Here is a 12,629-nt window from a genome sequence, read left to right on the forward strand (position 1 = left end):
CAATCACTCGAACGCGATCGGCCTTGCCAGGGTGACAGCCTGCCAGGGCCCCTTGGACCGGCCGCCGGCCGCCGCCCAGTACCAGGCTGAAGTGTCGGTGAAAGCCGCGCCCTCGGCATCGACGATGCGCTCGCAGACCCGCAACTTTTGCCCACCGGGGCCGTCGGTGACGAAACAACGCCACAGTCGGTCCTGCGGATCGCGTTCCAGCCGGGTCTCGCCGATGCGAAAACCCAGCGCGCGGTAGCAGTCGGCGGCCGGGTGCAGCATGCGGGTCGGTGCATTCACATGGCGCAACACCAGGGTCTGGCGGCCGTCGGTCAGGCGGGCGACGGCGCCGGGGAAGCGCTCGGCAAAGCGCTGCTCGATCGCGCCCAGCGCCATCGGCCGCAGCGGGGCGCCATCCCAGTGGCTGGGCCACTCGTGGAAGCTGGCGACCTGTGCCGGTGGCGGCGACGGGCGCAGGGCCGAGGCAGCCGACCACAGCAGGCACAGCGCGATCACCAGCGCGAAGCCGGCCTTGTGCGCGATGCGGTTGAGGAAGCGGTTGCCGAAGCAGCGTTCAAGAAAGAGCGGTATCGACACGGTGGGCTCCGGGGGTTGTGATCAGGCCGGGAATGGCGGTGGGGGTGAAAGCCGCCCGGCGTGCCGGCGCCAGCAGCTGCGCGATGACGCCGCAGACCAGCGCCAGCACGGCCAGGCCCACCGCCTCGTGCAGCCAGGGCGCGAGCGCATGGCCCGCGCCCTCGAAGGCCACCAGCACGCTGTTGCGCACGATGTTGCCGCCCAGCACCAGCAGGCCCACGGCCGGCAGCCGGGCCAGGAAGCGCCGGTCCCCGTGCCGGGCCCAGAGCGCGACCGCGCAGGCCGTGAAGTAGCCGAGCCAGGCCATCTGCACCCCGGAGCAGGGCGCATCGACGATCACCAGGCGGCCATCGACCAGCAGGCTGCTGCCCTCGCGCAGGACCGAGAAGCCCGGCGCCAGCAGCCAGCGGCTGGCCTCGGCCGTGATCACGCGCAGCGGGTAGCCGGCATAGAACTGCAGCGAGGACAGCAGCGGCAGCGCCAGCACCGCCAGGCCCAGCAGGGGCAGCCGGGCCACCTGGCGCGGCAGGAAGGCCAGCAGGCCGGCCGCCAGCGCGAGCACCGCGACCAGGCCGGCCGCGAGCGGCGGCAGCGCCGGCACGGGGCCGATGCCGGTGCGCAGGAAGGTGGCCGCCAGCGTGCCGGCGGCGGCGAGGGCGAGCCAGCCGAGGCGCGGTGCGGCACGCAGCGACCGGCGCTTCGACCAGGCGAAGAGGGCCAGCGCGCCGAGGGCCAGCAGGCCGAGCGGATCGTCGGCGCCATCCTGCAGCCGGCGCGCCATCCAGAGCCAGGTCGGCGCCAGCGCGGCGGCCTGCAGCGCCAGCCAGGCGGCGGCGGGCGCGCGGTCGAGGCGGATGCCCCAGTCGAACACGCGGGGGTGCGTGCGGGCGAGTTGATCGAGGGTCATGCGCGCGTCCTCGTCATGCGGTATAGCGGCGTGCATCGTGGCGGCGCGCACGGCGGCGCAGCATGGCCAGCATCGACAGCAGCACGGCGATGGCGCCCCAGGTCTCGGGCTCCGGCGTGCTCGGCACTTCGGCGCCCAGCGTCTGCCCCTGGCCCAGCGCCAGCTCGCTCACGCCCTTGGGCAGCGGCTGCGGCTGGTCCACCGAGGTGCTGGCCTGCGGCGCGGGATTGCGCACCACCTTGTCGACCGCGATGAAGCTGGTGTACTGCGTGAGCAGGCCGTAGCGCAGGCCCAGCTCGGTGATGCGCTGCTTGAAGGCATCGCCGCCTTCCAGCGCTTCCTGGTCGCTCAGGCTGGCGATGCGGTGCCGTGCCCACAGGCTGCGCAGCGCGGCGGCGTCTTGGCGCGTCTTCGCGTCGATCACGAGTTCCTGGCGGTACGGGCCTTCCGCGCCCTGGCCCTGGATCACGACGCGGCCCTTGGGCTCGCCGCGCCACTTGCCGAACACGATCACCGGGCGTTCGCCCAGCACGTCGGGCAAGGCCTGTGGCTCCACGTCGTAGACATCGAGGCCGCCGAAGGTGGCTTTCACGTTGGTGAGCACCGGCGACTCGACCATGCGCTTGAAGCGCGCCGCCTGCTCGGGCGCCTGCACCGGGTCGGTGATGATGAAGGGCTCGCCCATGCCGGCGCGTGCCAGGCCTTCCATCAGGTGCCGGTTGACCGAGCTGCCGATGCCGAAGGCGAAGACGTTGGCCTTCGACAGGTTTCTGCGCACCAGCTCGAAGGCCTCGCGCTCCACGGTCACGTAGCCGTCGGTCACGACCACCACCGTGCGCGACACCTCCTCGGCCTTGGGCTCCGCATAGACGCGCTTGAGCGCCGGGATGAGCTCGGTGCTGCCGCCGCCGCTGTAGTTCTTGATGGTGGACAGGGCCTGCTCGATGTTGGCGCGGGTCGCGGGCACCGACTGCGGCGACAGCATCTTGCTGCTGCCCGAGAAGAGCAGCACGTTGAAGGTGTCGCTGGGCCGCAGGCCGCCGATCAGCCGCTCCAGCAGCACCTTGGCCGTGTCCAGCGGGAAGCCGTGCATCGAGCCCGAGATGTCGACCACGAAGATGTAGTCGCGCGGCGAGATGGCGTTGGCGGCCACGGCTTTGGGCGGCTCGACCATGGCGAGGAAGAAGTTCTCTGCGTTCTCACCCTGGCCTTTGTAGAGCATCAGGCCCGACTCGATCTTCTCGCCGGCCAGGCGCCAGTCGAGCACGAAGTCGCGGTTGTTGGCGGGCTCGCCGGTGCGCGCCAGCGTGATGTCGGCATGCTGGTCGTTGTCGCGCTTGCCGACGTCGATGGCATGGGTGGCGGAGCGCACTTCCTTGATGCCCAGCGGCGTGTCGAGCGCGACCTTCATCTTGAAGCTCGTGTGCGGCGCCACGCCCGCGCGCAGCGTGGGCTGCGCCGCCCACTTCGCGTTGGCCTGCGATGACTGCGGACTGTTGTACCGCGGCCCCACGACCGTCGGAAACACGAACTGGTAGTTGCCGGCCTGCGGCACCAGCAGCTCGGTGTAGCGCAGCTCCACCTTGACCTCGTCGCCCGGCAGGATGTTGGCGACGTTCATCTGGAACACATTGGGCAGGTGCTGTTCCAGCAGGGCGGCGGTCTTGCCCTCCTTCTTCGCGGCGTCGTAGTCGATGCGGGCCTGCTGCTTCTCCCGGATCTGCGCGGTGATCAGGCGGTCGGCCAGTCGCACGTTGAGGCCACCGACGGCCGCGCGCGTCGAGCCCGGGAACACGTACTTCGCCTCGATGGCGCGCGTGCCCTCGTTGCGGTAGGTCTGGGTGACGGTGACGTCGGCGATCACCCCCGAGACCTTGACGTCGACCTCGGTCGCCTTGAGCGGCAGCGCGTCGACCGCGGGGTCGTCGCTCTTGACGAAGAAGTACGGGCTCTCGGTCTTCAGGCGCGGGCCCTGCGCCTCCTGTGCATGCAGGGGCCGCGCGACGAGCAGCGCGAAGCCGGCGCTCGCGAGGCCGATGGTCGCGAGCCAGAGCCAGCGGCCGGGGCGTGTGGTGATGGCTTCCATGGCGATGGTCCTTTTCCCTCGATGGATTCGTGCAACGGTGCACGGGAGCCAATGTCGAGAGCGCAGGCGAAGGAAGTTGGAAGCCTTCTTGAAGCGCGCGGCGCCGTGTGAAGTCCGTGTGAAGTCCCGCGCCGCGCGCACTTCACATGCGCTTCGGGCGGCGCGGCCAGCATCGGGCCCATCGTCATCGATGAGGAGAACTTCCATGCTTGCCCGGCTTCGACATTCCGTGCTCATCAAGGTCCTGGGCCTGCTGCTCCTGACCGTGCTGCTGTACATTCCGCTGGCCCAGATCGAGGGCCTGACCCGCGAGCGCGGCAACAGCCAGCGCGAGGCGGCCGCGGAGCTGGCCTCCACCTACACCGGGGCGCAGACGCTGGTCGGCCCCTTCGTCGTGCAGCCCTACGTGGAGCGCTGGATGGAGCCGCAGCGCGACGCGCAGGGCCGCATCGTCGGCCAGGAGGCGCGCAGCAAGGAGATGACGCACCTGATCTTCCCCGACAAGCTGCACCTCGAGGGCAGGCTGGCGCCGCAGGAGCGCTACCGCGGCATCTTCCGCATTCCCTTCTACACGCTCGATGCGGCGCTGGAAGGCGCCTTCGCGGCCTTCGATGCGGCCGCGCTGCCGCACAGCGAGAAGGAGTCCATGATCGAGCTCAGGCCGCCCTACGTGGCCTTGCACCTGAGCGACCTGCGCGGCCTCGACGGCTCGCCGGCGCTGCAACTGGCGACCGAGACGCTGCGCTTCCAGCAGCGTCTGCCGGGCGTGGCCGAGGACGCGGGGCTTGCGGACGGCATCCACGCGCCGCTGGCCGGCGCCGCGCTGGCGGCCTGGCAGGCGGGCCGACCGCTGCCCTTTCACCTGAAGCTCGGCGTGGTGGGGCAGGAGCGCCTCGCGGTGGTGCCGATCGCCGAGGAGACGACGGCGCACCTGGTCTCGCCTTGGGCCCATCCGAGCTTCGGCGGGCGCTTCCTTGCCTCCGAGCGCAGCGTGAGCGCGCAGGGCTTCGACGCGCGCTGGCGGGTGTCTTCACTGGTGACCACGGCGCGCGAGCAGGTGCGCGAAGGCCTGCGGGGCGGGCGCGATGGCCGGGCGCCCGGTGCGGGCGCGGCGATGCAGAGCTTCGACGTCTCGCTGGCCCAGCCGCTCAACGTCTATGCGATGTCCACGCGCGCCGCCAAGTACGGCCTGCTCTTCATCGGCCTGGTGCTGATGGCGGCCTTTATGTTCGAGCTGTTCCGGCGGCTGCCGCTGCACCCGGTGCAGTACGGACTGGTGGGCTTGTCGATCGCGGTCTTCTTCCTGCTGCTGCTCGCCCTGTCGGAGAAAGTCGCTTTCTGGCTGGCCTATGCCTGCGCCGCGGGTGCCAGCGTGCTGTTGCTGGCGGTCTACTTCAGCGCGGTGCTGCGCGGCTGGCGACGCGGCCTCTCCTTCGCAGCCTATGTGGCGCTGCTCTATGGCGCGCTCTACGGGCTGCTGGCCTCGGAAAGCAATGCGCTGCTGCTGGGCGCGCTGCTGGTTTTCGGCATGCTCGCGACGCTGATGTTGGCGACGCGCAAGGTCGACTGGTACGCCTTGTCGATGGGCCATGCGCCCGTTGCAGGAGCGCAGCCATGAAGGCCGGCATGAAGCGCGCGCTGCTGTGGAGCGCCGCCGCGATGGCGGGCGGCGCGGTGGCCTTGGCCTGCATCGCGGGGATCGCGGTCTCGGTGCTCTCGCCCCAGTTGCCGGACGTCTCGGAGCTCTCCGACTACCGCCCCAAGCTGCCGCTGCGCGTCTACACCGCGGACGGCGTGCTGATCGGCGAGTTCGGCGAGGAGCGGCGCGAGCTGGTGCCCATCGCCGAGATGCCGAAGGCGCTGAAGGACGCGGTGGTGGCGGTGGAGGACGCGCGCTTCTACGCGCACCCGGGCATCGACCTCAAAGGCCTGCTGCGCGCGGTGCTGGCCAACCTGCGGCATGGCGTGCATCAGGGTGCCTCCACCATCACGCAGCAGGTGGCGCGCAACGTCTACCTGAGCGCCGAGCGCACGCTGACGCGCAAGACGCTGGAGGCGCTGCTCGCCTTCCGGCTCGAGCAGCACCTGAGCAAGGACCAGATCCTCGAGATCTACCTGAACCAGATCTTCCTCGGCCATCGCGCCTACGGCTTCGCGGCGGCGTCGGAGCGCTACTTCGGCAAGCCTTTGAAGGACATCACGCTGGCCGAGGCCGCCATGCTGGCCGGGCTCCCCAAGGCGCCCGGCACCAACGACCCGGTGAGCAATCCGCGCCGCGCGCGCGCCCGCCAGCTCTACGTGCTGGACCGCATGGTGGAGACCGGCGCCATCAGCGCGGCCCAGGCAGCGCAGGCCAGGCAGGAGCCGCTGCGCCTGCGCGATCCGTCCGAGCCGAAGCGCCTGCATGCCGAGCATGTGGCCGAGGCCGTGCGCCAATTGATGTATGCCCAGTACGGCGCGAGCACCTATACGCGCGGCTTCAAGGTCAGCACCTCGCTGGTGGCGACCGAGCAGGCTGCGGCCTACGAGGCGCTGCGCAAGGGCATCCTGGACTACGAGCGGCGGCAGCCCTGGCGCGGGCCCGAGCGCTTCGCCGACCTGCCTGCCGATGCGGCCGGGCTCGACGACGCGGTCGACGAAGCGCTGGCCGAGCATCCCGACAGCGGCGACGTCCTGGCCGCGGTGGTGCTGCAGGCCGATGCGAAGGAGGTGGTGGCCACGCGCGCCAATGGCGACAGCCTGCGGATCGTGGGCGAGGGCTTGCGCCTGGCCCAGGCCGGCCTGTCGCCGCGGGCGGCGCCGAACCTGCGCGTGCGCCGCGGCGCGGTGGTTTACGTGACGAAGACGCCCAAGGGAACGTGGGAGATCACGCAGCTGCCGGAGGTCGAAGGTGCCTTCGTGTCGCTCGACCCGCGCGACGGCGCGATCCGGGCGCTGGTGGGCGGCTTCGACTTCGGCAGGAACAAGTTCAACCATGTGACGCAGGCCTGGCGCCAGCCGGGCTCCAGCTTCAAGCCCTTCATCTATTCGGCGGCGCTGGAGAAGGGTTTCACGCCGGCCACGCTGGTCGACGATGCGCCGCTCTTCTTCGACGCCGCCACCACGGGCGGTCCGCCCTGGGAGCCCCGCAACTACGACGGCCGCTTCGAAGGCCCGATGAATTTGCGCCGCGCGCTGGAGCAGTCGAAGAACATGGTCACGATCCGCGTGCTGCAGTCGATCGGGCCGCGCTACGCGCAGGACTGGATCGGCCGCTTCGGCTTCGAGCGCGCGAAGCACCCGGCCTACCTGCCGATGGCCCTGGGCGCGGGCTCGGTCACGCCGATGCAGATGGCGGCCGCCTATGCCGTCTTCGCCAACGGCGGCTATCGCGTGAGCCCCGCGCTGGTGACGCGCGTCACGGACCACAAAGGCCAGGTACTGGTCGAGACGCCGCCTGCGGTGCGCGACGAGACAACGCGCGCCATCCCCGAGCGCAACGCCTTCGTCGTGAGCTCGATGCTGCAGAGCGTGGTGCGCAACGGCACCGGCGCCAAGGCCTGGCAGGCCCTGAAGCGCGAGGACCTGCACGGCAAGACCGGCACCACCAACGACTCGATCGACACCTGGTTCGCGGGCTTTGCCTCGACGCGCGTGGGCGTGGCCTGGATCGGCTACGACACGCCGCGCCAGCTCGGCGTGCGCGGCGAGACCGGCGGCAGCCTGAGCCTGCCGATCTGGACCGCCTACATGCAGGCGGCGTTGCAGGGCGTGCCCGTTGCGCCGGTGCCGGTGCCGCCGGGCGTGGTGCAGGCGGAGGGCGAGTGGTACTACGACGACTATGCGCCCGGCCGCGGCATCGCGAGCCTGGGCGTGGAGGCGAGAGCGGTGGCGCCGGCCGAAACGCTGGCCGGCGTGCCTGTAGCCGCGGTGCCGGCGCCGGAGGAACGCAGCAGCATCCTCGACCTGTTCCGCTGAGGCGCGGCTTCGCTCACAGCTTCTTCAGCCGTGCGAGGCCAGCGGCAGCGTGAGCGTGGCCAGCGCGCCGCCGCGCGGCGCATTGGCGAGCTCGATGCGACCGCGGTGCAGTCCGGCGATCTCCTTGACGAAGGCCAGGCCGAGCCCGGTGCTCTTCTTCTGGCTGTGCGGCCGCGCAAGCGAATAGAACTTCTCGAAGACCTTGTCCTTGGCGTAGTCGGGAATGCCGCGGCCATGGTCGCGCACGGTGATGCGGGCCTCGCGCGCGCCGGCATGCAGGGCCAGAGCGACCTCGGCGCCGGCGGGCGAGAAGTCGATCGCGTTGTCGAGCAGGTTGCTCAGCGCGCGGCGCAGCAGGAAGGGGTCGCCCTCGACGCGGGCCTCGCCGTCGATCGCCACATGCAGGCGGATCTCGCGCGCCGCCGCCGCGCCCTGGGCGCTGGCCGCCACCTCCTGCAGCAGCGGCGCGAGCGCGACGGTCTCGCTGCGTTCCAGCGCGCGCTGGGTCTCGAGCGCAGTGAGCTCCATCATGCGGTCGACGATCTCTTGAATGCGCTGGGTCTCGCGCGTGATGTTGGCGAGGAAGCGCTCGCGCTCGGCCTGCGGCATCGAGGGCTCCTGCACCAGCTCGGCCGCGCCGCGGATGGCCGACAGCGGGCTCTTGATCTCGTGCGTGAAGGTCTGCACGTAGTCGGCCACGTAGCTGCGGCCGGTGAGCGCATCGCGCATTTCGCCGAAGCCGCTGCGCAGGGTGTCGACGGCGCGGCGCAGCATGCGGGCGAGGCTCCAGCTGCGCTGGCTGCGCAGCCAGCGCCAGTAGTCCGAGATCAGGCCGAAGGGCCGCACCAGCCAGACCGAGACGATGAGGGCACCAACCAGCAGCGCGAAAGCCGAGCCCACGCCCACCCACAGCGTGCGGGCGCGCGCGTCCTGGACGAACTGGCCGAAGCTCTGCACCGGCTTGCCGACGCTGACCACGCCGACGATCTCGTTGTTCCAGCGCACGGGGGCGGCGGCGTACATCACCGAAGTCAGCGGATCGCCCTCGATGTCGCGCGAGGTGCGCGCGCCGTACATGCCGGCCAGGGTGCGGCTGACGTCGCTCCACTTCGAATAGTCGGCGCCGGCGTTGCGGCCCAATGAATCGAAGAGCACGCGGCCGCTGCGGTCGGTGACGTAGACGCGCAGCTCGACGCGGCTCTTGTGCAGGTTGTAGATCTGGGCGGAGAACTGGCGCGCATAGACCGAGCGGAACAGCGGCTCCAGCCGCGCGGTGTTGATGGCGCCGGCGATCACGTCCTGCTCGATCAGGCTGGCCATGAGCTGCGAGGCCTCGACCAGCGATTCCTCGGCCGACTCGCGGTAGCGCGGGTCGATGTCGGCGACCACGCGGTAGAGCAGGAAGGCGATGCCCGCCGTGTAGATCAGCAGGATGCCGATGAAGATGCGGGTTCTACGGCTCACACGCTGGGTGGCAGTTCTTCGTTGAGCGCGTACCCGGTGCCGCGCAACGTGCGGATCGCCTCGACCTCGGGCGCGACGGCGCGCAGCTTGGCGCGCAGGGTTTTGATGTGGGCGTCGACCGTGCGGTCGAAGCTCTCGCTGGCGTCGTCCCACACGAGCTCGAGCAACTCGTCGCGCGTGAAGACGCGCCCCGGCCGCTGCACCAGCAGCTTCAGCAGCCCGTATTCGTAGCGCGAGAGCTCGAGCAGGCGGCCGTAGTAGCGGATCTGCATGCGCTCGGCATCGAGCACGAAGGGCGAGGCGGGGAGGGCCGCCGCGGGCGCGGGCGCGATGCTCGCCGAATGGCCGTTGCCGCGCCCGCTGCGCCGCAGGATGGTGCGCACGCGCGCCACCAGCTCGCGCGGCGAGAAGGGCTTGGCTACGTAGTCGTCGGCGCCCAGCTCGAGGCCCACCACGCGGTCGATCTCGTCGCTGCGCGCGGTGAGGAAGAGCATCGGCACCTCGGGCCCGCCCTGCTCGCGGTTGAGCGCCTGCAGGCGCTTGAAGAGCTCGAAGCCGTTCATGTCGGGCAGGCCCACATCGAGAATGGCCAGCGCGGGCGGCTCGGCCGCGAACTGGGCGATGGCTTCCTCGGCCGTGGCGCACCAGACGGGCACGAAGCCGTCGGTCTTGAGCACGTACTGCAGGGTGTCGGCGATGCCGGACTCGTCTTCGGCGATCAGGATCCGCGGGTGGGAGAGCATGGGGCGGATGGTAGCGGGCCGGAACCTTTGCGCGCCCGCGCGAACGAACAGGGCCTTTTTCATTTTCCGGAGACTTCCCCCGTGACCCCATCCGAAACCCGGGCCATCGTGAGCCTGAGCCTGCTGGCGGCCTTCGTCGACGGCGAGAAGCACGAGCGCGAGCGCGCTGAGATCAAGCGCATCGCCGAGGGCCTGTCGCAGGCCGACGGCGTGCAGCTGCCCATGCTGTATCAGGACGTTCTGATGAAGCGCGTGTCGCTGGCCTCGGTGGCCGGCGAGCTGAAGAGTTCCGATTCGCGGCAGTTGGCCTACGAGATGGCCGTTTGCGTCTGCGATGCCGACGGCACCCAATCGGAGGCCGAGCGCCTGTTCCTCGCCGACGCGCGCACGTCGCTGGGGCTGAACACGCCGGCGGCGACGCAGTTCGCGCAGCAGGCCGAGGCGATCGCCGCCGTGCCTCTGGCACCGGCTGCTGCTGTTGCCGCAACCCCCGCCATCGACGGCGCTGCGCTGGACCAGGCCATCCTCAACGCCGCGATCCTCAACGGCGCGCTGGAGCTGCTGCCGGAGACGCTTTCCACCATGGCCATCATCCCGCTGCAGATGAAGCTCGTCTATCGCATCGGCAAGGCCCATGGCTACGAGCTCGACAGCGGCCACGTGAAGGACTTCCTCGCCACCGTCGGCGTCGGCCTGACCTCGCAGTACCTGGAGCAGGCCGGCCGCAAGCTGCTGGGCGGGCTGCTCGGCAAGGTGGGCGGCGGCCTGCTCGGCGGGCTGGGCAAGCAGGCGGTGAGCTCGGGCATGAGCTTCGCGAGCACCTACGCGCTGGGCCACGTGGCGAAGCGCTACTACGCGGGCGGACGCACGCTGTCGACGCAAATGCTGAAGGACGCTTTTGCCAGCGTGACGCAGGAGGCGCAGGGCCTGCAGACGCGCTACCTGCCGCAGATCCAGGAGAAGGCCCGCACGCTCGATGCGGGCAAGGTGCTGGCGATGGTGCGCGGCGCCTGACCCGCACACATGTTTTCTCCCAGGTTGCGGCGCACAGTGCGGGCAGGTGCAAGCGCACCGCGGAAGAACCCCATGCCTGCGAATCCCTTCATCGCCGACGCTGCCCGCCCGGGGCATCTGCTGTGTGCTCCTGCGCTGGCGCTGCCGGCAGCGCGCATGACCGTGAGCGTGCAGCAGGCGCGCCTGGGCCAGGCACTGGACGCTGCGATGCAGCGCTTCGATGCGGACGTGCGGGACGTGGTGGCGGCGCGCGGCCGGGCGGGCAGCTTCGCCTCGGCCGCCACGTTGATCGACATCCGGGCCTTCGGCTGGAAGGCGCTGGAGCGCTATGGCGACGAGGCGGCGGTGCTGCTCGACGCCGGTCCGGCCGCGCCGCAGGCGGGCTTCAACGACGCCGAGGTGGCCCGGCTGCTGGATGCGGTGACCGATCACTTGATGGCGCTCAACAGCAACGCCACGGGATGCCTGCGCGAGGCGGCGCGCGCGATCGACATGAGCTCGCTGCTTCCCGGTCTCGAGGACGAGCTGTTCGCGACGCTCGTGCGCTGCGCCGGGCGGCTGGCGACCGTGCTCTCCGCGCGCACGGCGGCGCCGGAGGCGGTCGCCGCGCCGAGTGCATTCGAATGGTTGCAGGCAACGGGCCGCCGCTGGGTGCGGCGGCTGGGCGACGGCAGGAGTTTCTCGCGCTGACGCCGGGCCTTCAGGTCTGGTGCAGGTCGAAGCAGCAACCCGCGTAGTACGGCTTGTCGCCACCATCCACGAAGGGCACCTCGATCGGCTTGCCCTCGTTGCGCCAGGCGTCGCGCCGCTTGTAGCCCGACTCCGCCAGCTCGGCCAGCAGCTGGTCGTGGTGCTGGATGCGGTAGGGACAGACGGCGAAGCCGATGCTGTTGAGCGTGTAGAGCGTGCGCTCCGGATGCACGGCCGTGGTGTTCAGCACGATGCGCCGCGGCTTGACCGGCAGCGCCGCGATGATCTCGGAGATGCGCTGCGGCAGGTATTGCAGGCTGCCCGAGGCGTAGAGCACGTCATAGCCGCTCGCGTCCCGGAAGTCGGTGCTGAAGCTCAGCTGCGCGGTGGCTTCGCGCTGCACCGCGAGTTCGCGGCCGGTCTTGACCACGGTGGGCACGTCGCAGACCGTCCAGCGCAGGTCGGCCGGGTAGTTGAGCATGCGGCGAAAGGCGTAGTACTTGATGCCGACGTGGCCGCCCAGGTCGAAGACGCTGCGCATGCCGTCGTCCAGCGCGCGGCCGATCCAGAACAGGCCTGGATAGTCGTAGAAGGCGACCTGATGGCTGTAGAAGGCGTCCGCCGGGGCGTTGTCGTAGCCGACGGCCTTGGAGGGCGGCGCACCGGCCTCGGCGGCGGCGAAGCTGTCGAAGGAGCCCATGAAGAGGTTTTCCTCCCGGTTCTCCAGGAATTTGCGCCGGTAGGCGGCTTCACGGACCGACGGGGGAAGAAGACTCGAAAGCATGGGAGCCCTTTGCCTTTGTGTTGAATGCAACTGCAGCGCGCATTTTGCACTTTGAAACAAAGGTATTCAATAGTTTCGATGGCCGGCAAGGGGCCGCCGGCGGGCCGCGGGCGGCTAATCGACCCGGTAGCCGGCGTTCTCGATGGCCAGTGCGAGGTCCTGGCGCGGCTGCGTACTCAACACGTCGACATGGCCGGTCTCGAGGTCCACGGTGACCTGCGCTTTGGGATCGACCGCCTGCACCGCGTTCTGGACGGCGGTGACGCAGTGGTTGCAGCTCATGCCCGATACCTGGAATTTCTGGCTCATCGTTGCTCCTTCAGGGGGTTGAAGCGCCAGTGTCGACTCTGCCACGGTGTCGATGTCAAGGTCGATGGCATCGCACATCTGCTGAAGGGT

At 70.2% G+C, this 12,629-nt stretch carries 11 protein-coding genes; 4 read left to right on the forward strand and 7 right to left on the reverse strand.

Features of this window, described 5'->3' with window-relative positions; translation table 11 throughout:
• Positions 1 to 3: 3 nt before the first annotated feature.
• The 3 genes from GXN78_RS12860 to GXN78_RS12870 are packed head-to-tail and all read right to left on the reverse strand — an operon-like array spanning position 4 to position 3,578.
• Positions 4 to 585 (reverse strand): hypothetical protein, encoded by a 582-nt coding sequence (locus GXN78_RS12860; RefSeq protein ID WP_106559681.1) that lies wholly within the window; start codon positions 583 to 585, stop codon positions 4 to 6.
• Positions 563 to 1,492 carry an exosortase Q gene (gene xrtQ, locus GXN78_RS12865; protein WP_106559682.1) on the reverse strand — a complete coding sequence of 310 codons (930 nt, stop codon included), beginning with the start codon at positions 1,490 to 1,492 and terminating at the stop codon, positions 563 to 565. The genes GXN78_RS12860 and xrtQ overlap by 23 nt, the downstream gene beginning before the upstream one ends.
• 13 nt (positions 1,493 to 1,505) lie before the next feature.
• On the reverse strand, positions 1,506 to 3,578 hold the full coding sequence (locus GXN78_RS12870) for a VIT and VWA domain-containing protein (protein ID WP_106559683.1): 2,073 nt from the start codon (positions 3,576 to 3,578) through the stop codon (positions 1,506 to 1,508).
• A 205-nt stretch (positions 3,579 to 3,783) separates the two neighbouring features.
• On the opposite strand from GXN78_RS12870, the gene creD reads away from it, so the two are divergent.
• Positions 3,784 to 5,196, forward strand: coding sequence for a cell envelope integrity protein CreD (gene creD, locus GXN78_RS12875; RefSeq protein WP_106559684.1), 1,413 nt, complete (start codon positions 3,784 to 3,786; stop codon positions 5,194 to 5,196).
• Positions 5,193 to 7,535: a PBP1A family penicillin-binding protein gene (locus GXN78_RS12880; RefSeq protein WP_106559685.1), complete on the forward strand. Its 2,343-nt coding sequence runs from the start codon at positions 5,193 to 5,195 to the stop codon at positions 7,533 to 7,535. The genes creD and GXN78_RS12880 overlap by 4 nt, the downstream gene beginning before the upstream one ends.
• Positions 7,536 to 7,559: 24 nt before the next feature.
• Here GXN78_RS12880 and creC read toward each other — a convergent pair whose 3' ends face one another.
• Together creC and creB are read right to left on the reverse strand one after the other, a co-directional pair.
• Positions 7,560 to 8,999, reverse strand: a complete 1,440-nt coding sequence (creC, locus tag GXN78_RS12885; RefSeq protein WP_106559686.1) for a two-component system sensor histidine kinase CreC — start codon at positions 8,997 to 8,999, stop codon at positions 7,560 to 7,562.
• Complete coding sequence (creB, locus tag GXN78_RS12890) at positions 8,996 to 9,742, reverse strand: two-component system response regulator CreB (protein ID WP_106559723.1); 747 nt, start codon at positions 9,740 to 9,742, stop codon at positions 8,996 to 8,998. The genes creC and creB overlap by 4 nt, the downstream gene beginning before the upstream one ends.
• 81 nt (positions 9,743 to 9,823) lie before the next feature.
• On the opposite strand from creB, the gene GXN78_RS12895 reads away from it, so the two are divergent.
• Both GXN78_RS12895 and GXN78_RS12900 read left to right on the forward strand, forming a co-directional pair.
• A complete protein-coding gene (locus tag GXN78_RS12895) occupies positions 9,824 to 10,756 on the forward strand; it encodes a TerB family tellurite resistance protein (RefSeq protein WP_106559687.1) in 933 nt (310 codons plus the stop codon).
• Positions 10,757 to 10,828: 72 nt separating this feature from the next.
• A complete protein-coding gene (locus tag GXN78_RS12900; protein WP_106559688.1) occupies positions 10,829 to 11,446 on the forward strand; it encodes a hypothetical protein in 618 nt (205 codons plus the stop codon).
• Between the two features lie 10 nt (positions 11,447 to 11,456).
• Here GXN78_RS12900 and GXN78_RS12905 read toward each other — a convergent pair whose 3' ends face one another.
• Positions 11,457 to 12,230, reverse strand: coding sequence for a TIGR04325 family methyltransferase (locus GXN78_RS12905; RefSeq protein WP_106559689.1), 774 nt, complete (start codon positions 12,228 to 12,230; stop codon positions 11,457 to 11,459).
• A 114-nt stretch (positions 12,231 to 12,344) separates the two neighbouring features.
• Complete coding sequence (locus GXN78_RS12910; protein ID WP_106559690.1) at positions 12,345 to 12,539, reverse strand: cation transporter; 195 nt, start codon at positions 12,537 to 12,539, stop codon at positions 12,345 to 12,347.
• Positions 12,540 to 12,629 lie beyond the last annotated feature (90 nt).

The sequence above is a fragment of the Variovorax sp. WS11 genome (assembly GCF_010499245.1).
Lineage (GTDB): Bacteria > Pseudomonadota > Gammaproteobacteria > Burkholderiales > Burkholderiaceae_C > Variovorax.